The sequence below is a fragment of the Bradyrhizobium barranii subsp. barranii genome (assembly GCF_017565645.3).
In the GTDB taxonomy this organism is placed as follows: domain Bacteria; phylum Pseudomonadota; class Alphaproteobacteria; order Rhizobiales; family Xanthobacteraceae; genus Bradyrhizobium; species Bradyrhizobium barranii.
This window is the reverse complement of record NZ_CP086136.1, coordinates 1,945,599-1,966,122: the sequence shown is the minus strand read 5'-3', so window position 1 is coordinate 1,966,122 and position 20,524 is coordinate 1,945,599. Positions and strand designations below refer to the sequence as shown.

Below are 20,524 nucleotides of genomic sequence, written 5' to 3'. Positions count from 1 at the left end.
ATAGCGGTCTTCCATTGATCTAGATCAACGTGAGGTACATCCAGGAAGTTTGGTTCAATCGTCGAACAAGAGAGGACGCTATGAGCGATCATCCAGAAGACGGTCCCCCGAACGAATCCTCCTCAAACGCATCCGAAAAAAAGAGGCGCGGCAATGACGGCATGCAACGACGCGACCTTTTGTTGGGTGGTTCGTCGCTCGCTGCGATGACGGCTTTGGCAGCGACGGCGCCAGCGACCGCTCAAGTGCAACAGGCTGCACCGGCACCTGCAGCGGCAGCCGCATCGACGGGGCCGAAGCTTGGCGAGATCCTGCCGTTTCCGCAGCCGCCGCGTCCTGTCATCACCGAGCCGGATTGGCGCAAGGTGCCGCAGCCGAAGCCAGTCTCGATCCGGCCGCCGAAGGGCGCCCCCAACATCCTGGTCATTCTTCAAGACCAGACTTCCTATGCGGACCCATCGACCTTCGGCGGACCGATCAACTTCCCGACCATGGATCGTCTCGCCAAAGAGGGGCTGACGTACACGAACTTTCACGTCAACAGTCTGTGTTCGCCGAGCCGCACCGCGCTATTGACCGGACGCAATCAACATCAAAATAGCCAAGCCGCTGTAGTTGACGGTGCGACCTCATATCCCGGCGACACCGGCATGCGGCCAAAGAGCGTTGCGCCTATCGCTGAAATTCTTCGACAGTGGGGCTATTGCACGTCGATGTTCGGCAAAAGCCACGAGACGCCGCCGTGGGAAACCAGCATGAGCGGCCCGTTCGACCGCTGGCCTGCGCGACAGGGCTTTGAAAAATTCTATGGCTTCATCGGCGGCGAGAAGAACTTGTTCCGGCCCTACCTCGTGGATGGCACTACCGAACTCGGCGTGCCGCGCGACCCAAACTATCATTTCAACGTCGATATCACGGACAAGGCGATAGGCTGGATACGTGGTACGCGCTCGCTGACCCCGGATCGTCCGTTCTTTATGTATTACGCCACGGGCGGCGCGCATCCGCCTCACACGCCGCCGAAAGAATGGCTCGATGTCTACAAGGGGAAATTTGATCAGGGGTGGGACAAGCTACGCGGGGAAATTCTTGCGCGTCAGATAAAGATGGGCCTGATGCCTCCGGGCACCAAGATTGCTGAAAACCCTCCTGAAATTCCAAAATGGGACGCCCTTTCGGACGACGCGAAGAAGGTGCTGTCGCGACAAATGGAAGTCTATGCAGGCTATGCCGAGCATACCGACCGCGAGATCGGGCGTTTGATCGATGCCATCGGGGATCTCGGCGAACTCGACAACACCATCGTGATCTATATCGCCGGCGACAATGGCGGCACCGCGATCGGTGGTCTAAACGGAACCTTCAATGAATGGTCCAACCTCAACGACGCACCCGAAGACATCCCGTATCTCAAGACCCGAATGGACGAGTATGGCGGACCGAACTCCTACCCCAACTATTCGGTGGCCTGGGCAATGGCCGGCTCCACGCCGGCAACCTGGTGCATCAATGCCTGTCAGGGCGGCGGCCAGAATCAGGGGATGGTCATTCGCTGGCCGGGCGGCATCAAATCGAAAGGGGAAATCCGCAGGCAATATACCCACCTGATCGACGTTGGCCCCACCATCCTTGAAGCCGTCGGCATCCCCGAGCCAAAGATAGTCAACGGCGTCGAGCAGATTCCGATGGCCGGCACCAGCATGATCTACTCGTTCGACGATGCGGCGGCAAAGGATCGCCACACCGTCCAGTACAACGAGTGCAGCGGCAATCGCAGCATCTACAAAGACGGCTGGATGGCCTGCGTGATGCACCGCGCGCCATGGGAGAGCAGCCCCCGCGTCGATGACTACGCCAAGGACAAATGGGAGCTCTACAATGTGGCCGTGGACTTCGGACAGGCCACCGACCTCGCCGCGCAAAATCCCGCGAAGCTGAAAGAACTGCAGGATCTATTCCATCAGGAGGCGATCAAGTTCGGCGTTTATCCGATGGATGATCGCTCCTTCGCACGGCTGAATGCGACCAATGCCGGCCGGCCTGACATTATGGCCGGCCGTACCGAGGTGACCTACTACGCCGGGATGACCGGCATGGCTGAAAATGTCTTCATCGACACGCTCAGCCGTTCCTATGTTGTCACCGCCGACCTGGTCATTCCCAAAGGCGGCGCCAACGGCGTCGTGGTCTCGCAGGGTGGCCTGTTCGGCGGCTGGAGTCTTTACGTCAAGGACGGAAGACCCAAGCTCGCCTACAACTGGCTGGCGCGGGAGAAATACTTCATCGAAGGCAAGGAGGCTCTACCGGAAGGTAAGGTCACGCTGGTATATGATTTCACCTATGACGGCGGCGGCCTGCACAAGGGCGGCACCGGCGTGCTGTCGATCAACGGCAGGAAAGTCGGCGAGGGCCGCATCAATAAGACGCAGGGTGCGGTGTGGTCGCTGGCCGGTGAGACCGCCGACATCGGCATGGATGCCTACTCCCCAGTGTGCGATGACTACGATCCTTGGGAAAACGCCTTCACCGGCACCATCAACACCGTGAAGATCAAACACAAGGCTTGAGCGCAAGACTTGACCCTTCCCCGTTACGCGAGGAGCGCTCTCTTTGTGTCCCGCGCCAACACCAGTTCGCTCCTGGCCCATCAGCGAAGTGGCGACACCTTTCATTGAGGTCCGCTTGGTGGGGTGGAGCGGACTGACTTTGCCCGCTCTGAGTTCTTCGCATTTTGACCCTGACCTGACATTGACCCTAGCCCAAAAGGAACACCCTGTGCTTTGATACGTGGGACGGAATCTACCGATCTCGCGGGGGCCGTTTTGGCCGACAATTGCGTGGAACGGAGGCTTGCGGCGATTCTGGCGGCGGATGTTGCCGGATACAGCCGCATGATGGGTATGGACGAAGAAGACGTGCTGGCTCGCCTCAAGGCCGCCAGAAAGTCTCTTTTCGATCCCTCCATCGCCGCGCATCGCGGACGGATCGTCAAGACGACCGGCGACGGCATGCTGGTCGAGTTCGCCAGCGCCGTCGATGCAGCGCGATGCGCCATCGAGGTGCAGCGCGGCATGGTTGAGCAAAATGCCGCGGTGCCGCAGGCCAAGCGGATCGAATTTCGCGTCGGCATCCACGTCGGCGACATCATAATCGACGAAAATGATATCTTCGGGGACGGCGTCAATATCGCCGCCCGCCTTGAAGGCATCGCGGAACCCGGCGGCATCTGCATCTCCGAGGACACGCAACGTCAAATCCGCGGCAAGGTCGATATCGCCTTCGAGGACATGGGTCCGCAGAACCTGAAGAACATTGTTGAGCCGATGCGCGCGTGGCGATTGAGGATAAACGCGGACGGTTCTGCGGCAATCTCGAAAAGGTCGCCGGTCGAGACCACCCAGGCTCTGGCGCTGCCCGACAAGCCGTCCATCGCCGTGCTGCCGTTCCAGAACATGTCGGGCGATCCCGAACAGGAATACTTCGCGGACGGAATAGCGGAGGACATCATCACCGCCCTGTCCCGTTTCAAGGCGCTGTTCGTCATCGCCCGCAATTCGAGCTTCACGTACAAGGGACGCGCTGTCGACATCAAGCAAGTGGGGCGCGAGCTTGGCGTGCGCTATGTGCTGGAAGGAAGCGTTCGCAAGGCGGCAAACCGGGTGCGCATCACGGGACAGCTCGTCGATAGCCCTACGGGAGGACATCTCTGGGCAGACCGGTTTGACGGTGGACTCACCGACATCTTCGACCTGCAGGACCAGGTCACCGAGGGCATAGTCGGAGCGATCGCACCGGCGGTTGAAAAAGCCGAGATCGAGCGCGCCAAACGCAAGCCTACCGAGAGCCTTGATGCCTATGATCACTACTTACGCGGTTTGGCCAGCTCTTATCAGTTTGCTAACCGGCAAGCGAACGAAGAGGCGTTACGCCTATTCAACAAGGCGATCAAGCTCGACCCAGGTTTTGCGTCAGCTTACGGTCGTGCCGCCCTTTGCTACACCTTTGCCAAGACCAATGGCTGGATTTCAGGTCACACCGAGCGAGACTGCCAAAGTAAAAAAGCTCGTTCAGAGGGCGGTTGAGCTAGGAAAAGACGACGTGATCGCCCTCGCGGCGAGCGGATATGTATCAGCGTTTGTTTTACTCGATCTCGGGGGAGGCGCCGCCTTGATCGATCGCGCGCTCGTGTTCAATTCCAATTGGGCCGAGGCATGGTTTTGGAGTGGCTGGGTGAAGAACTGGCTAGGCGAGCCGGAGACGGCAATCGAGCGCTTCGCCCGTGCCATCCGCCTCAACCCGCTTGATCCGTTTATGAGCGGGGTACGAACTGGGACCTCGCATGCCCATTTCTTCCTGGGCCACTATGGCGACGCGGCATCGTGGGCGGCAATGGCGTTGCAGGACAATCCGGACTTTCAACCTGCGTTACGTATGGACGCCGCAAGCAAGGCAATGGCCGGACGACTGGAGCAGGCGCAAAAGGCGGTGGCCCGGCTGCGGCAATTGAATCCTTCGGTGCGTGTCTCCAATCTCAAAAGCGTGCTCGGCCCCTATCGGCGCGCCGAAGATCTCGCTCGATACGAGGAAGGGTTGCGACGAGCCGGGCTGCCCGAATGACCTCTACGGCCACGGTGCGGCAAGAGAGTGAGAGCCGCAACTTCCGCTCCTGGTCCATCAGCGAAGTGGCGACACCTTTCATTGAGGTCCGCTTGGTGGGGGAGAGCGCACTGACTCTGCTCACTCTGAGGTCTTCGCATTCCAAAGCGGACATACCCATCGGAACGATGGGAGACCGAAATCACGCCGTTGCTGCCAGATCGTTGGCAACGACCGCCAATATTTCGGCGGCGTGTGAACTCGCGATAAAGTGCCCGCCTTCAGCGACTTCGTGCCATACCGCTCCGGGCATCCGCTCACCCAGCGGTTTGTTTACTGCGCAAGGCACAAACGTATCGGCGCTGCCTTGCCACAGATGAACCGGCCTATGGATCGCCGTGACGTCGAATGGCCACTGTTGGTAGAGCATCTGGGCATCGGTCACGAGACCGTCAACGCCTTGCCGGAAGCACTCGCGTCCGGACTCCACGATGGCACTCAACACATCGTCATCGGCAAGCGCCGCGAGGTCAGCGGGGCAGCTCGCCTTCAGCAATGCCTTCTTGTACTGCTCCGGAAACCGCGTCGCAGTGAGATCGATCAGGTCATACATCAGCTGGAAACCCGGCCGGAAATGCAGTGCAAGGAACCCGCCCATGGCGTCGGTCGAGGACAGATCCTTCGCTGCCCAATTCGTACCGAATGCGCCGTAGGATCCGGGAGCGATGCTGGTCACGTGTATCAGCTTCGCGGGATCGAGGTACGCCGCTGCCGCGAGCGCCCAAGGACCCCCCTCAGACCAGCCTGTGACCGCAAAGCGATCGGTCTCAAAAGCGTTGGCAATCGCTTCCAGGTCTGCGGCCCAGCCTGCGAAGGTGCGACCGTGTTGAGGATCTGATTTGCCTTGGCCTGGACGGTCCACGCACACAAATCTCAAACCAAGTTTGAGCGCGTGAGACGCAAAAACCTTGGCTTCGAGCCGGCTCGATGGTCCGCCATGATTGTGAAGTACGAGCGGACCGTTCGGATCGCCGACCTGAAGGTAAGCCAGTGATCGACCGCCGATCTGGACTGCACCTTCGCTAGGACACGCAGCGTTGCTTGAATTTCTCAAATGCATGCCCTCCATCGGGCCTCGATGACTCGTCGATCTCGCGGAGCCTTTGTCTCAGCCAACCAACTCTTTTTGGAATTTCTCGATCGTAGGCTGCAACAACGGCCGCCATGGTCACACGGCTGTCGGATGTCTGCAACTGGCCCCCGGTAGCCATTTCCGCGTTCAAAGCTGACGCCGGCTTTCGCACCGAAGCGGGCACTTGCGAGTTAAAGACCGATCGGTCTATATATCGATCATGAGCCGCCAAACCTCAGTGCAGTTGCCCCGTGGCCGCCCCCGAAGCTTCGACCTGGACGCCGCGGTCGAACGCGCGACGGGGGTGTTCTGGTCGCGCGGCTATCACGCCACGGCACTGCCGGACCTGCTTCGAGCCACGAAACTCTCGCGTGGCAGCCTTTACGCCGCGTTCGGCGACAAGCATTCGCTCTTCCTGCGCGCGCTCGATCGCTACATTGCCGATGCCGTGACACGGATGGATGTCGAGCTCGCTCCCCGCAGGGAGCCGGTCGACGCCCTGCGGGCCTATCTTGCCGGCTATGTCGATCGCACCAGCGGTGCCAACGGCCGGCGCGGCTGCCTGCTGGTGGCCACGGCCATGGAGCTGGCCGGCCAGGATGCCGCGATTGGTCGTCGCGTCGCGGGCTTCTTCAGGGCCATGGAGGCCCGGGTGGCCGATGCCCTGTCCCGCGCGAAGGTGGCGGGCAAGCTGGCCCACGGTGTCGATCCCGCGAGTGCCGCCAAAATTCTGGTCTGTTTCGTCGAGGGCCTGCGCGTGGTCGGCAAGACGGCGCCGGCGCGGGCCACATCGCAAGCCACCGCTGACGCTCTGCTCGATCGGTTCGTCAGGTAGCAACCCAATCAGGTCAACTACCCACGGACGCCTCCGCACTTGGCGCACCAATATCTGGACCGATCGGTCGTGAAAGGATAGATGCCATGTCTGCCATCCAGATCGTCTGCGCGGTAGCCGTTCCGCTGCTCTGGGGTTATCAGAGAGCTGGCCCCGCAAATTCGGACAGTAGCTTGAGTGGATTTTCTGCCTGACAGCGGCGAGGATTCTTGCTGCGAATCAGGAGCGAAGATGACGAAGAAGAGCCGCCGGACGCATTCTCCGGCATTCAAGACGAAGGTTGCTTTGGCTGCGGTCAAAGGCGACAAGACACTGGCGGAGCTGGCGCAACTGTTTGATGTTCATCCGAACCAGATCACGATCTGGAAAAACCAGCTCCTGGAAGGCGCCGCCGGCGTGTTTGGGCATGACAAGACATCGGCCGAGACGCCGGTCGATTTGAAGGCGTTACATGCCAAGATCGGCGAGCTGGCGTTGGAAAACGATTTTTTGTCCGGCGCGCTCACCAAGGCGGGCCTGCTGAGCGCAAAGCGATGATCGACCGCGATCATGATCTTTCTATCGTGCGCCAGGCGAAGGTCCTGAAGCTGGCTCGCAGCACGGTCTACTATGAACCTCGGCCAGTTTCGGCCGAGGACCTTGCCTTGATGCGTCGGCTCGATGAGCTGCATCTCGATTATCCCTTCGCGGGAGCGCGTATGCTGCGATCGTTGCTGCGGCGGGAGGGCGTATACGCCGGTCGCCGCCACATCGCGACGCTGATGAAGCGCATGGGGATCGAGGCGGTCTATCGTCGCCCGAACACGAGCAAGCCGGCTCCGGGTCACAAGATCTACCCGTACCTGTTGCGCGGATTGAAGATCGAGCGGCCCGACCATGCGTGGGCAATGGACATCACCTACATTCCGATGCGGCGTGGCTTCGTCTATCTCGCGGCGGTCGTCGATGTGTTCAGCCGACGGGTCCTGGCCCATCGCGTCTCGATCACAATGGAGGCGGCCTTCTGCGTCGAAGCGGTCCAGGAGGCGTTGGCGAAGCACGGCAGGCCCGAGATTTTCAACACGGATCAGGGCAGCCAGTTCACCAGCCTCGAGTTCACCGATGTGCTGCTGGACGCGAAGATCGCCATCAGCATGGACGGCAAGGGCGCCTGGCGCGACAACGTGTTTGTCGAGCGGCTCTGGCGCACGGTCAAATACGAAGAAGTATATCTCCGCGCCTACGACAGCGTGTCCGAGGCGCGAGCGTCAATTGCCAAGTATCTGGCCTTCTACAATCAGGGACGCCCTCACTCGAGCCTTGACGGGCGCACGCCCGACGAGGCTTACTTCGGCACGCAAGCTATGGTGATGGCCGCATGACCGTCGCCGACGGTTTTGTCGTCGCTCTGGTCGGGCTACGCCCTCCCGACGCAACGACAAAACCGTAAAGCCCCGCGTTCAGCATAACCCGGCAGGAATCCACTTAAATCCAGCGGGGCGCTGTCCAAACAACCGGGGCCAGCTCTTCAGTTCGTGGCCATCAAGGTGGGCGTTGCGGAGTTCCCGCCGCTGTTCTTCCTCGCGCTGCGCTTCCTCGCGATCGCACTGCTGCTCGTTCCGTTCGTCAAACGGCCGACGCGCGAGCAGTTCGGCCCTGTCGTCGCGATTTCGATCTTCCTTGGTGGCCTGAACTTCGGCCTGTTCTATGTCGGCCTCGGGCTCGGCTCGGGAAGCCTGTCGGCCGTCGCGTATCAGCTCGCGACGCCCTTCACCGTCCTGCTGGCCTGGCCGCTGCTTGGCGAGCGGCCGTCTCTCATCACGTCCGCCGGCGTGCTGCTTGCCTTTGCCGGCGTGGTCGTGCTGGCGGCGGGTCCAGCCCTCTCGGCAAACGCGCTTCCGCTGCTGCTCGTGGTCGGGGCCGCCTTCGCGTTCGCGGTGTCCAACGTCCTGACGAAGCGCTACGGCCCATTCGATCCCCTGATGCTGATGGGGTGGTCGTCGCTGTTCACGGTGCCACAGGTCATGTTGATGTCGCTGCTGCTCGAATACGGACAACTGGCGAGCCTCGTCACGGCGGATGGACGCGGCTGGCTGGCGCTCGCCTACACGATTTTCATCGGCGGAATTGTCGGGTTCGGCCTCTGGTTCTGGCTGATCGCCCGCTGCTCCATGGGCCGCGTCGCGCCCTTCGGCCTGCTGCTTCCGGTGTTCGCCTTGACGTCGAGCGTGCTGCTCCTTGGCGAGCGCATGACCCCGAAGTTGATCGCCGGCGGGCTGCTCGCGATCGCAGGCGTTGCGATGACACAAGTCAGACCGAGCGCGCGCCCCATTTGAGCCCGGACGTTGCGTTGTGGCATCGACATCATCTGCCTGGCAACGGAGATCACGAGGCTTCACGTCTCGGTGGTGGACCGTGTTGCGACGTGACGCCCCCAACTTGCCGTGCGCTAATATCCGGTCGAACAGGAGGGCGTATCATGATGTTTCGCAATCTTCTCGCCGCGCTTGTCGTCACGGTCGCGATCAGCGCGGCACATGCGGCGCCGCAATGGCTGAACCTGGCGCCGACGCCGACACTGCCCAGGGCGACGCAGAGCGGTTTTGCACCCGTCAACGGCATCAAGGTCTGGTACGCAATTTTCGGCCGCGGCGAGCCCGTCCTGTTGCTGCATGGCGGCCTCGCCAACGCCAACTATTGGGGCCGCCAGGTCCGCGCGCTGCAACGGCACTATCAGGTCATCGTCATGGACAGCCGCGGGCATGGGCGCAGCAGCCGCAATCAGGAGCCTTATGGCTACGATCTGATGGCCTCGGACGTGGTCGCCCTGCTCGATCACCTGAAGATCAGGAAAGCTGCGATCGTCGGCTGGAGCGACGGCGCGATCATCGGCCTCGACATCGCGATGAAGCACCCGGAACGGGTGAGCAAGCTGTTCGCCTTCGCGGCGAATTCGGATCCGTCAGGCGTTGCGGATATCGCGTCGAGCGACGTCTTCAACGCCTACATCGCCAGGGCTGGCGAGGAGTACAAGCGCCTGTCGCCGACCCCGACCGAGTACAAGAGCTTCGTCGCCGAGATCACCAAAATGTGGGAGAGCCAGCCGAAATGGACGGCGTCGGATCTCGCGACGATCAAGGTCCCGACCTGGATCGTGGACGGCGACCACGACGAGGCGATCAAGCGCGAGAACACCGAGTTCATGGCGGCGAACATTCCGGGCGCCGGCCTGCTGATCCAGCCGGAGGTCAGTCACTTCTCGTTCCTGCAGGATCCCGAGCAGTTCAGCGACGACGTGCTGCATTTTCTGGAGCGTGCCGGTGAGAGGCCCGGAGCGGCAGCGAAGTGAGATATCGTAGGGTGGGCAAAGCGAAGCGTGCCCACCGCGTCTATCGCAATTGCCGAGAGATGGTGGGCACGGCGCTACGCGCCTTTGCCCACCCTACGAGACTGCGCTCGCAATGACGGAGTTCGTGGCGACGACACGCGCCTCTCTCTCGTGTCCCGGACGCGCTGCAGCGTGCAACGCTGCAGCGCTGAGCCGGGACCCAGAAGGCCACGGTAAGATGCGGAGACATGGGCCCCGGCTCTGCTGCGCACCGCCGAAGGGGCGCTGCGCTGCGTCCGGGGCACGAGACCGGAGTTTGAAGCGCAACTGCATCAACATCGGCCAACAAAAAACGCGGCGTTTCCGCCGCGTTTTTCAACTCGATTGGCCGCTTCTCGATTACGCCTGCGGCTGCGGCTCCAGGCCGGGATCCGGATCGGGGCGCGGACGCGACTTGCCGGCCGGGGGCACGGCGGAGGCGCGCGGCGTGGTCGGCTCGAGCACGGACTCGCGGTTCGGCTTCTTGCCCTTGAGCAGGTCGATGATCTCGTCACCGGAGAGCGTCTCGAACTCGAGCAGGCCCTTGGCGAGCGCTTCGAGGTCGGCACGCTTCTCGGTGAGAATGCGGGTCGCTTCGTTGTAGCCTTCTTCCACGAAACGCCGGATCTCGGTGTCGATCTTCTGGACCGTGGCTTCCGACGCGTTCTGGGTGCGCGACACCGACATGCCCAGGAACACCTCGTCCTGGTTCTCGCCATAGGACACGGTGCCGAGCGCCTCCGAGAGGCCCCAGCGCGTCACCATCATGCGCGCAAGCCGCGTGGCCTGCTCGATGTCGGAGGATGCACCCGAGGTCACCTTCTCACGGCCGAAGATCAGCTCTTCGGCGACGCGGCCACCCATCATGATGGCGAGGCGCGAGGTCATCTGCTCCAGCGACATCGACAGCTTGTCGCGTTCGGGCAGCTGCATGACCATGCCCAGCGCACGGCCGCGCGGAATGATGGTCGCCTTGTGGATCGGATCGGTCGCGACGACGTTGAGGCCGACGATGGCGTGGCCGCCCTCGTGATAGGCCGTCAGCAGCTTCTCTTCCTCGGTCATGACGAGCGACTTGCGCTCGGCGCCCATCATCACCTTGTCCTTGGCCTCTTCGAACTCGGCCTGCGTCACCATCCGCTTGTTACGGCGGGCGGCGGTCAGCGCGGCCTCGTTGACGAGGTTCATCAGGTCGGCGCCGGAGAAGCCCGGGGTGCCGCGCGCGATGGTCTTGAGGTTGATATCCGGCGCCAGCGGCACCTTGCGGACGTGAACCTTGAGGATCTGCTCGCGGCCGACGACGTCGGGATTGGGCACGACGACCTGACGGTCGAAGCGGCCCGGACGCAGCAGCGCGGGATCGAGCACGTCGGGACGGTTGGTCGCGGCGATCAGGATCACGCCCTCGTTCGCCTCGAAGCCGTCCATCTCGACCAGCAGCTGGTTTAGCGTCTGCTCGCGCTCGTCATTGCCGCCGCCGAGACCGGCGCCACGGTGACGACCGACAGCGTCGATTTCGTCGATGAAGATGATGCAGGGCGCGTTCTTCTTGGCCTGCTCGAACATGTCGCGGACGCGGGAAGCACCGACGCCGACGAACATTTCGACGAAGTCAGAACCCGAGATGGTGAAGAACGGCACGTTGGCTTCGCCCGCGACCGCACGCGCGATCAGGGTCTTGCCGGTGCCGGGAGGGCCGACCAGCAGCACGCCGCGCGGAATCCGGCCGCCGAGGCGCTGGAATTTGCCGGGGTCGCGGAGGAATTCGACGATCTCCTGCAGGTCCTGCTTGGCTTCGTCGACGCCGGCGACGTCCTCGAAGGTGACGCGGCCATGCGCCTCCGTCAGCATCTTGGCGCGCGACTTGCCGAAGCCCATCGCCTTGCCGGCGCCGCCCTGCATCTGGCGCGACAGGAAGATCCACACTCCGATCAGCGCGATGAAGGGCAGCCAGGAGACCAGCAGCGAGACGAACCACGGCACGTTGTCGCCGGGCGGCTTCGCGGTGATCTGGACCTTGCTGTCATAGAGGCGCTTCACCAGCGTCGGGTCGTTCGGCGCATAGGTCTGGAAGCTTGAGCCATTGGTGAAGGTGCCGTGGATGTCCGGCCCCTGGATCACGACGTCGCGCACATTGCCGCGGTCAACTTCGCTCAGCAGCTGGGAGAAGGCGATGTCCTGGGAGGAGGCGCGCTGACCCGGATTCTGGAAGAGCGTGAACAACGCCAACAGCAGCAAGACAATGATGACCCAGAGGGCGAAATTGCGCAGATTGGCGTTCATCGATCTTCCTTCATGGTCGCGCGGATCGCGGCCTGATCCTTGGGCGGTATCTTGAGCAGTTACTTTGTCAGTGCGAGGAAATCCCCAAGGAATCCTCTTGGTTAGACGGATACAATTTAGGTGCCGCCCCGGTCGCTGCCAAGGGAACGAGATGGGACTATTTATCCCATCTTAGAGCGATTCCCGCTGAAATAATGGCGACCTGCCCTTGGTTTTTCCTGCCTGGTTAAGGTGTCCTGACGGCGCGCGGCGGAAACGGCCGGTGTCATGATCCGCCCTCATCCGCCATCATCCGCCCCTTGGACCGCCGCTCCGGCGCCGGTGCGATGTGGATACGCCCCCCGGCAAGGCTGATCAAGGCTCCCGCAAGGGTCTGCTTCAGGACCGGCCGGCCATTTGCGGCTGCGCGGGGACCCGCAGCTATGGCCTGATCGAGCGCGGCCAGGAGGGTCTCGACCTTGCCGAGTTCCGCCGGCCCCTCATGACCAAGGGCATTGACGGCCCGCAGCAGAAGCCGCAGCCGGACCTCCTCCGGCAGATTGGCGAATGCCGAGGCCTCGAAGCTGCGAACGCCCGCCTGCGGCGCATCGCCGCGCGCCCGAAGCTGAAGGAAGCGTTCGGCGCCATCGACCAGCACGTCGACTGCCGCATTGGCGCGCGCCAGCCTGCCCGCGAGCCGCGCCAGGCTCCTGCTGTCGCCGCCCTCGGCCGCGAGCTGCGGCAGCAGCGCGCGCAGCCGCGGCCGGGTGAAGGTGGTGTCGCGATTGGTGGGATCATCGGCAAAGCCGATCTTCGCCCGCCTCAAGGTCGCGATCAGCTGCGACTTCGGGACATCGAGCAGCGGGCGCACCAGTATGACACCGTCGCGCTCCGTGAGGCGCGCCATCGCCGACAGCCCGGCAAGCCCGCTGCCGCGGACAAGGCGCATCAACACGGTCTCGGCCTGGTCGTCGCGGGTGTGGGCGGTCAGCACATGGCTCGCGCCGGCGTTGCGCGCGGCCTGTGCAAGCAGGCGGTAGCGGGCCTCGCGCGCAGCGGCGGGCAATCCCGTGTTCGGCTTCGCGCCGCGCCAGCGCAGGGTCCGGTGTACCAGCCCGAGTTCAGCCGCCAGCCGCTTGACCTCGCGCGCCTCGCGCGCCGCCTCCGGGCGCAGGCCGTGATCGACGGTGACGACGGTCAGCTGCGGACCGCGGGCAAGGCCGCGCTTCCAGCGCGCGGCGAGCCACATCAGCGCGACCGAGTCGGGTCCGCCGGAGACCGCGAGCACCAGTGCCGGCACGCTTCTGAGCTCGGCGAAGAGTTGCTTCGCCGCGCGTGCCGAGATCGGTGAGTTGTCGTCGTCCGACATGACGCTGCCTAGGCAATCGCCAGACTATTTAGCGCAGCACCATCCGCATTGTCAGGGCGCAAATACCACGCGTCAGCACTTCACCCGCTTCTGCTCGCGATCGACCGCGGATTTGACGCCGGCGGAGGCGCGCGGATATTTGCGGCCGACCTCGCCGAAGGCGGCGCAGGCGGCCTCTTTTTCCTTCAGCGCGGCCAGCGACTGGCCGAGCCGCAGCAGGGCGTCCGGCGCCTTGGCGGACTTGTCGTATTTGGTGGTGACGGCGAGGAAGGCTTCCGCGGAGTCGCGATATTGCTGGCGCTGGAAATAGCTTTCGCCGAGCCAGTATTGCGCGTCGCCGAGCAGCGGATCGCTCGGATGTTTCTGCGCAAAATTCTTCATGGTCTGCTCGGCCAGCGCATAGTCCTTGCGCTGCATGTAGCCGATGCCGAGGTCGAACTCGTCGCGCGGCGTTGCCGAGGGCGGCAGGGTCGTCAGGCCGGTGCCGCCCGATGGCGCTGGATAGCCCGATTGTGCCGGCGGATAGCCGGGCTGGGCTGCCGGCGGCACGCCTTGCTGGTAGCGCGGGCTGGTGTTGGCGAGATCGAGCGGCTCGCCGGCAGCGCGCCCGCCGCCAGGGGCGCCTGCCGCCATCGGCTGCTGCCCGCCACCAAGCGCGCGCGGCGCGCCGGGCGCGTTCGGGTTCTGGTTCGGATCGAAGGAGTCACCGCGGCGGCGCACGCCGGGCGCACCGGGCGCCGGCTGCTCCTGAACGATCGGCGCGGGAGCAGCGATCTGCGGCTGCTCGTAATTCGGCTGGGCCTGTTGCTGCTGGCGATAGGCCGGCGCGGACTGCGCAGACGGTACGGCCGCGACAGAGGGCTGCACCGGCACCTGTCCGGGCGCGGCTTGCGCGCCGCCCTCGAGCGCCCGCAGCCGCTCTTCGAGCTGGCGGTTGCGGTATTGCAGCTCCTCGTTCTGCCCGGTGAGCTGGCGCAGCTGGTTCTCCAGCCGCTCGATCCGCATCTCGGGGTCATCGTCCGACTGCGCCAGTGCGGGCGAGCACAAAGAGAACAGCGCGGCGATCGCCACGGTGCCGGTAAAGACCTTGGATCTGGATGACATCTTGCCCTGACGACGAAAACGAAATCTGCGACGGAACCTGCGACGCGCCACACATTGAAAGGCAGTACGCCAAAAATGTGACTGGCACCACGGGGTTTCGGTCACAGATGGCTGAAACAAAACCGGCGCCCGAGAGGGCGCCGGCATAATCGGTTCCTGAAGATGAACGGCGCCTGACTGATCGTCAGGAGCTCGCGTTCAGCACGGTGACGGCGCGACGGTTCTGCGACCAGCAGGAAATATCGTTACAGACCGCGACCGGCCGCTCCTTGCCGTAGGAGATCGTGCGCATGCGGTTCGGATCGATGCCGCGCGAGGCGAGGAACGAACGCACCGACTGGGCGCGGCGCGCGCCGAGCGCGATGTTGTATTCGCGGGTGCCGCGCTCGTCGGCATGCCCCTCGATGGTGAAGCTGTACTGCCGATAGTTCTGGAGCCACTGCGCCTGCTTCTCCAGGGTCACGATCGCCTGCGGCGTCAGATCGGTCTGGTCGCTCTCGAAGAACACGCGGTCGCCCACGTTAACGACGAAATCCTGCTGGCTGCCAGGCGTCGCAGCATTGGCCATCGCATCCGTCGCTGCGTTCTTGTTCGCGCATGCGCCCATCGACAGCGCGATCGCAACCACCGCAGCCAGCTTCAATCCCTGGAGGATACGCATAGGGTATTTCATTCCGGAGCCTCCACGCTCACGTTCGTCCACTGCTGTCCGGTCTACAGGGGGTTGGTTAAGCGAACGTTCCGTCAACCTTGATGGAACCTTGCTTCAGCCGGTCAAATGCCCCCAAACCGCGAAAAGCAACCGTCATGGTTAATGGGTTCTAAATGTGGCGCGAGGGTGAAGCAACCTGCAGCAACCGGCAAAAGTGCAGGTTTTTGCTGGAATTTTGGGCTCGGACGATGATGGGGATGAACGGAGCCCCGGCCGAAAGGCGCGCGGCGGCTCAAGGCGGTGACGGCAGGCAATCAGACGTGAGCGGCTTCCGGGACCAGTGACGACCGCTGCGGAATCTCGCGCTGCCCGCCGCGCCCGAACAGCATCCGCCGCTCGAAGGCGGTGGAGCGCATGATCGGATAACGCTCGAACACCTTCTTCCGGAAGGTCGGGAAATCCGCCGCCATCAGGCCAAACGGCTTGGTGAGCCCCGGAACCAGGCGGGGCTCGGCGATCGTCTCGTGCAGGAACACCCGCCGGTAGAAGGCCTGATGCTCGGGACGCACGATGGCGAGGCCGAGATCGGCATTGAAGTGCTCGCACGCCATGTAGGCGAGCCGGGTCGTCAGATAGGGCAATTCCGGAACCCGCTTCACCTGGTCGGGATCGGCGACAAAGCGGGTCGGGTCGATCATGACCTCGCCGCGATCGAGCCGCGGCAGCAGGATGTCGGGGAAGACGTCGGCCGAGGTGGACTCGCGCCATTCCGAGGTCAGCACGCTGATGCGCACGGAGCTGCAGAGCTGGCCACGGAGATAGACGCCGAAGGTCCACGCGTTCGGCAGTTCGTCGTAGCGGTCGGTGACGCGGGCTTCCGCGGATTCCCTGACGGCACCCTCGCGCAGATAGGCGCGGTAGCGGAGGTTGTAGATTTGCTCCTTCTCCGCGTCCGTCGCCGCGAGATGATAGTCGACGTCGGTCAGAAGCTCCGCTCCCCGTCCAACAGCCGAAATGACAGATCTGGCTGAGGACTGCATTCGAACTCCTTACCCACCACCAACAACACCACCACGCGAACCTGGGCCATTTGCCGCTGAACAACTTGCGCGCGCGTGACGATTTATTAACACCTCCTTAACGACGATGCAAAGCAATCGACGCGATAGGGTTAACCCCGTAGCACTACGGTCGGTTCGGCAACTGCCTGAAACGACGTGCAATTTCTGGATGTGGACTCAGGCGAAGGAGCGTGAGCTGACAACCTGGAGCAGGCCCTCGCCGCGCCGTCCATGCGAGGCGTTGAGGAGCTGGCGCATCCGCACGGCGGGCACCGGACGGCTGAACAGATAGCCTTGCGCCTCGGAGACGGTGCCGTCTGCGCTGATCAGCTCGAGCTGCTCATTGGTCTCGATGCCCTCGACCACCACGGCCATGCCGAGGTCGGCCGACAGCCGCGCCACGCCACGCAGCAGCGTCAGCGGCCGGTCGGTGTCGATGCCCTCGAGGAAGGAGCGGTCGATCTTCACCTTCTGCATCGGGAAATTGTGCAGATAGCTAAGGCTGGAATAGCCGGTGCCGAAATCGTCGAGCGAGATGCGCACGCCGAGCGCATGCAGTTGCGACAGCGTGTCGTGGGTGAGCTGGGTGTTACGAAGCAGCGAGGACTCCGTGATCTCGATCTCCAGCCGGTGGGCCGGCAGCCCCGAGACCTCGAGCGCGTAGCGGATTTCGCTGAGCACGTCGCGCTGGTGGAATTGCTGCGGCGAGAAGTTGACGGCGACGCTGACGCCGTCGGGCCACTTCATGCATTCCATGCAGGCGCGGCGCAGGATCCAGCGGCCGAGATCGACGATCAGCCCCATGTCCTCGGCGACCGGGATGATGTCGACCGGCGAGACCGTGCCGCGTACCGGATGATTCCAGCGCAGCAGCGCCTCGCAGGTGGTGATCTTGCCGGACTTCAGATTGACCAGCGGCTGGTAGAACAGCTCGAATTCCTCGTTAGCCAGCGCCTTGCGCAGGTCGAGCTCGAGAATGCGGCGGGCCTCGACGGTGGCCGCCATCTCGTCGCGGAAGAAGCAGAAGGTGCCGCGGCCGTCAGCCTTGGCGCGATAGAGCGCCATGTCGGCGTTCTTGAGCAGCGTGTCGGCCCTGACGTCGCCGTCCGGCGAGGTCAGCGCGATGCCGACGCTGGCGCCGATCTCGACCAAGTGATTGTCGATGCGATAACGCTCGCTCAGGCGTTCGACGATGCGGCGGGCGAGGCTCGCGGCATCCTCGGCCGAGCTGATGTTCTGCTGGAACACGACGAACTCGTCGCCGCCAAAGCGGGCGACGAAATCCTCGGGACGCAGCATCTCGCGCAGGCGGTTGGCAACCGCGCACAGGAGCTGGTCGCCGCAGGGATGGCCGAGCGTGTCGTTGACCTGCTTGAACTGGTCGAGATCGACGAACAGCAGCGCTGAGAGGCGCTCGGCGTCGTGCGAGATCGCCAGCAACCGTTCGATCTCGTCGCGGAACGAGACCCGGTTGGGCAGCGCCGTGAGCTCGTCATAGCGGGCGAGATGGGTGATCCGGGCTTCCGCGTTGGTACGCTCGGTGATGTCTTCCAGCAGCAGCACCGTGCCGCCGCCAGTCATCGGCTGGAACGTCCAGGCGAGCGCGCGGCCGCGCGAGGAATCCGGGTCGGTGGTGACGATCTCGCAGATCCGCGCATGCTCGATCTCGGCCAGGATCTGCTTGCCGCTCTCCGCCGAGATGGAGCCGGCGGCGATACAGGCCGATACGATGTCGGCAGCGGTGGCGCCACGCTTGACCAGATCTTCGGGCAACGCCATCAGCTCGCCGAAGCGATGGTTCATCACCGCAAGGCGGCCGTCGGCGCGAAACATGCACAGGCCATGCGGCATGTTGTTGAGCGCGGTGTCGAACTGGCTTGCCAGCGCGGACTCACGAAAGCTCGAGGTCAGCGCCTTGACGAAGATCGCATGCAGGCTGAGATTGATGTTCTTCAGCCCGACGAAGAAGAACACGAGCAGGACGGCGAGCCCGATGTGGTAGAAGCCACCATGCAGCAGCAGCGCGAGCGACATCGGTGCGCAGGCGAGCGCGACGTGCCACTGGATCACCCGGGGCTGGCCGTAATTGCGGGCGGCGCCGCCCGCGGTGTAGCCGATGCCTATGGCGACACAGAGCATGTCGGCAATCGGATCGTCATTGTTGTAGATGACGACGAAGGACCACAGGCCGAGCACCGCCGCATAGCTGAGCGCGCCGAGCCAGTAGCGCGGCTCCAGGTGCTTGGCTTCCTCGAACGACAGTGGGTGCGTACGGTTTTCGTATCCGCGCATCTGGAACGCGCGCGCGGTGCCGATCGCGATCAGCAGAAATGCGAGCGGCCACAGCCAGACATCGCCTGTCTTCAGCGCAGTCATGACCGCGGCCACGGCCGCGGAGGCCGAGCCCAGGAAAATCGCCCAGAAATTCTGCACCATAGAGTTGATGAGAGCGGCGTAGAGTATCGGCTCCAGCTCGTCTCGATCGCTCTGCTTCTGGTCGGCCAGCTGCATCGGCTTGTTACGCGTCCTGTTTGGCGCGTACTTTTACCCAGACCTGATGAAGCCTTTCTGAGGGAACATCGTTAAAGTCGAGTTGTTTTTCGGCAATAGCGAACATGTTTCCGCTGAAATATCAAGCAACTAGGCAAGCGTTGCCGGGCACAAGGTGAAGGAAAGCTTGCGTCCTGCACCAAACCCCGAAAAAATCGGCATGTTTTTTCGAAAACATCGCGCGTCTGAACGCGCAATGTCTTAGCCCCGATGTTTCACGCGAACCTGTATCCGCTTCGCTCGCAAGCGCTCTAGCCGGGTGTCGAGGACAGCAGCGGCGACCATGCCGGGTCGGAGGCGAAGCCCGGCGTCGGCACCTTGAGCTCGTTGCGGCCGGAGATGTCGACGGAGAACAGCGACGGCCCGCCGCTGCCGCCGGGATCGCGGAAGAACATCAGCACGCGGCCGTTCGGCGAGAAGGTCGGGCCTTCGTTGTGATAGCCCGAGGTGAGCAGACGCTCGCCGGAGCCGTCCGGCTTCATGACGCCGATCGAGAACTGCCCGCCGCCTTGCCTGGTGAAGGCGATGTAATCGCCGCGCGGCGACCACACCGGCGTCGAATAGGTGGCGTTGGTGTCGTCCTTGGAGAAGGAGATGCGCTGCGCCTGTCCGCCGCCCGCGGCCATCACATAGATCTGCGACCTGCCGCCGCGATCGGACTCGAAGCAGATGCGGGTGCCGTCCGGTGAGTAAGACGGAGAGGTGTCGATCGCCGGCGTATCGGTGAGGCGCGTGGTCGAACGCGAGCGCAGATCCATCACAAACAGGTTCGAATTGCCGCCCTGTTGCAGGCTCATGATGACGCGCTGGCCGTCCGGCGAGAAGCGCGGCGCGAAGGTCATGCCGGGGAAATTGCCGACGATCTCGCGCTGGCCGGTCTCGATGTTGAAGAGATAGACCTTCGGATCGCCCTGGCCAAACTCCATGTAGGTGATCTCTTGCGAGTTCGGCGAGAAGCGCGGCGTCAGCACGAGGTCGGAGCCGCGGGTCAGATAGCGCACATTGGCACCGTCCTGGTCCATCATCGCGAGCCGCTTGACGCGACGCTCCTTTGGACCGGTCTCGTCTACGAACACCACGCGGCTGTCGAAATAGCCCTTTTCGCCGGTCATCTGCTCATAGATCTGGTCAGAGATGATGTGGGCGATACGGCGCCAATATTCCGGCGAGGTGAAATATTGCTGGCCCGCAAGCTGCTGGCCCGTGATGACGTCCCACAGGCGGAATTCCGCCTTGAGCCTTCCGTCCTGCCCCCGCGTCATGCGGCCGGTGACGAGGGCCTGGGCGTTGATGGTCTTCCAGTTCTGGAATTGCGGCGCGACGTCGATGTTGCTGATGCGCTCGATGAAAGCGGCCTGGTCGATCGGTGCGAACAGGCCCGACCGCTTCAGATTGTTGGTGATGACCTGGGTGACGCCGTTGCTGACGTCGCCGTCGGCGGGCGAGCCCGGCACGAAGTTGGAGATCGCGATCGGGATCGGCCGAAACTCCGTTGGATTGAGTTCGAGTCGCTTTTGGCCCTGGGCCAAGGCATGTCCGCCCCCGAGCGTCGCGAGCGCCGATCCTGTCAGCGTCATGAAGCGGCGGCGGTTCATCGATAGGACGTCATTCATCGCA

General features: G+C 63.2%; 13 protein-coding genes and 1 pseudogene. 6 read left to right on the top strand and 8 right to left on the bottom strand.

What is annotated here, in order from left to right; translation table 11 throughout:
- Window positions 1-80: 80 nt before the first annotated feature.
- Both J4G43_RS09655 and J4G43_RS09650 read left to right on the top strand, forming a co-directional pair.
- Window positions 81-2,567 (top strand): arylsulfatase, encoded by a 2,487-nt coding sequence (locus tag J4G43_RS09655; RefSeq protein WP_208084638.1) that lies wholly within the window; start codon window positions 81-83, stop codon window positions 2,565-2,567.
- A gap of 324 nt (window positions 2,568-2,891) precedes the next feature.
- Window positions 2,892-4,617, top strand: a pseudogene (locus tag J4G43_RS09650) (adenylate/guanylate cyclase domain-containing protein).
- A 181-nt stretch (window positions 4,618-4,798) separates the two neighbouring features.
- On the opposite strand, the gene J4G43_RS09645 reads toward J4G43_RS09650, so the two are convergent.
- Window positions 4,799-5,725, bottom strand: a complete 927-nt coding sequence (locus tag J4G43_RS09645) for an alpha/beta fold hydrolase (RefSeq protein WP_225004774.1) — start codon at window positions 5,723-5,725, stop codon at window positions 4,799-4,801.
- A 223-nt stretch (window positions 5,726-5,948) separates the two neighbouring features.
- On the opposite strand from J4G43_RS09645, the gene J4G43_RS09640 reads away from it, so the two are divergent.
- The 4 genes from J4G43_RS09640 to J4G43_RS09625 all read left to right on the top strand — a co-directional run bounded on the left by J4G43_RS09640 (window position 5,949) and on the right by J4G43_RS09625 (window position 9,891).
- Window positions 5,949-6,563, top strand: a complete 615-nt coding sequence (locus J4G43_RS09640; RefSeq protein ID WP_208089279.1) for a TetR/AcrR family transcriptional regulator — start codon at window positions 5,949-5,951, stop codon at window positions 6,561-6,563.
- Window positions 6,564-6,794: 231 nt separating this feature from the next.
- A protein-coding gene (locus J4G43_RS09635) for an IS3-like element ISRj2 family transposase (protein WP_208089278.1) occupies window positions 6,795-7,924 on the top strand; the annotation gives its coding sequence in 2 pieces (ribosomal slippage) (window positions 6,795-7,047 and window positions 7,047-7,924; 1,131 coding nt in all).
- Between the two features lie 153 nt (window positions 7,925-8,077).
- The gene (locus tag J4G43_RS09630; RefSeq protein ID WP_249814761.1) at window positions 8,078-8,878 is read left to right on the top strand and encodes a DMT family transporter; all 801 of its coding nucleotides are present in this window, start codon (window positions 8,078-8,080) and stop codon (window positions 8,876-8,878) included.
- Between the two features lie 143 nt (window positions 8,879-9,021).
- A complete protein-coding gene (locus J4G43_RS09625; protein ID WP_208084637.1) occupies window positions 9,022-9,891 on the top strand; it encodes an alpha/beta fold hydrolase in 870 nt (289 codons plus the stop codon).
- Between the two features lie 378 nt (window positions 9,892-10,269).
- On the opposite strand, the gene ftsH is transcribed toward J4G43_RS09625, so the two are convergent.
- From ftsH to tolB, 7 genes are all read right to left on the bottom strand, one after another.
- On the bottom strand, window positions 10,270-12,192 hold the full coding sequence (ftsH, locus tag J4G43_RS09620) for an ATP-dependent zinc metalloprotease FtsH (RefSeq protein ID WP_071909744.1): 1,923 nt from the start codon (window positions 12,190-12,192) through the stop codon (window positions 10,270-10,272).
- A gap of 265 nt (window positions 12,193-12,457) precedes the next feature.
- The gene (gene tilS / locus J4G43_RS09615; RefSeq protein ID WP_208084636.1) at window positions 12,458-13,540 is read right to left on the bottom strand and encodes a tRNA lysidine(34) synthetase TilS; all 1,083 of its coding nucleotides are present in this window, start codon (window positions 13,538-13,540) and stop codon (window positions 12,458-12,460) included.
- A 72-nt stretch (window positions 13,541-13,612) separates the two neighbouring features.
- Window positions 13,613-14,644 carry a tol-pal system protein YbgF gene (gene ybgF, locus J4G43_RS09610; protein ID WP_208084635.1) on the bottom strand — a complete coding sequence of 344 codons (1,032 nt, stop codon included), beginning with the start codon at window positions 14,642-14,644 and terminating at the stop codon, window positions 13,613-13,615.
- A 184-nt stretch (window positions 14,645-14,828) separates the two neighbouring features.
- The gene (pal, locus tag J4G43_RS09605; protein WP_028152222.1) at window positions 14,829-15,317 is read right to left on the bottom strand and encodes a peptidoglycan-associated lipoprotein Pal; all 489 of its coding nucleotides are present in this window, start codon (window positions 15,315-15,317) and stop codon (window positions 14,829-14,831) included.
- A gap of 293 nt (window positions 15,318-15,610) precedes the next feature.
- Window positions 15,611-16,336 (bottom strand): N-acyl amino acid synthase FeeM domain-containing protein, encoded by a 726-nt coding sequence (locus J4G43_RS09600; RefSeq protein ID WP_063981096.1) that lies wholly within the window; start codon window positions 16,334-16,336, stop codon window positions 15,611-15,613.
- A gap of 198 nt (window positions 16,337-16,534) precedes the next feature.
- Window positions 16,535-18,868 (bottom strand): putative bifunctional diguanylate cyclase/phosphodiesterase, encoded by a 2,334-nt coding sequence (locus J4G43_RS09595; protein WP_028152220.1) that lies wholly within the window; start codon window positions 18,866-18,868, stop codon window positions 16,535-16,537.
- Window positions 18,869-19,158: 290 nt separating this feature from the next.
- Window positions 19,159-20,502 (bottom strand): Tol-Pal system beta propeller repeat protein TolB, encoded by a 1,344-nt coding sequence (gene tolB, locus J4G43_RS09590; RefSeq protein WP_049807612.1) that lies wholly within the window; start codon window positions 20,500-20,502, stop codon window positions 19,159-19,161.
- Window positions 20,503-20,524 lie beyond the last annotated feature (22 nt).

Coding starts and splice junctions, on each gene's coding strand:
- J4G43_RS09655 (WP_208084638.1), top strand. CDS start 81: ATGAGCGATCATCCAGAAGACGGTCCCCCGAACGAATCCTCCTCAAAC.
- J4G43_RS09645 (WP_225004774.1), bottom strand. CDS start 5,725: ATGGAGGGCATGCATTTGAGAAATTCAAGCAACGCTGCGTGTCCTAGC.
- J4G43_RS09640 (WP_208089279.1), top strand. CDS start 5,949: ATGAGCCGCCAAACCTCAGTGCAGTTGCCCCGTGGCCGCCCCCGAAGC.
- J4G43_RS09625 (WP_208084637.1), top strand. CDS start 9,022: ATGATGTTTCGCAATCTTCTCGCCGCGCTTGTCGTCACGGTCGCGATC.
- ftsH (WP_071909744.1), bottom strand. CDS start 12,192: ATGAACGCCAATCTGCGCAATTTCGCCCTCTGGGTCATCATTGTCTTG.
- tilS (WP_208084636.1), bottom strand. CDS start 13,540: ATGTCGGACGACGACAACTCACCGATCTCGGCACGCGCGGCGAAGCAA.
- ybgF (WP_208084635.1), bottom strand. CDS start 14,644: ATGTCATCCAGATCCAAGGTCTTTACCGGCACCGTGGCGATCGCCGCG.
- pal (WP_028152222.1), bottom strand. CDS start 15,317: ATGAAATACCCTATGCGTATCCTCCAGGGATTGAAGCTGGCTGCGGTG.
- J4G43_RS09600 (WP_063981096.1), bottom strand. CDS start 16,336: ATGCAGTCCTCAGCCAGATCTGTCATTTCGGCTGTTGGACGGGGAGCG.
- J4G43_RS09595 (WP_028152220.1), bottom strand. CDS start 18,868: ATGCAGCTGGCCGACCAGAAGCAGAGCGATCGAGACGAGCTGGAGCCG.
- tolB (WP_049807612.1), bottom strand. CDS start 20,502: ATGAACCGCCGCCGCTTCATGACGCTGACAGGATCGGCGCTCGCGACG.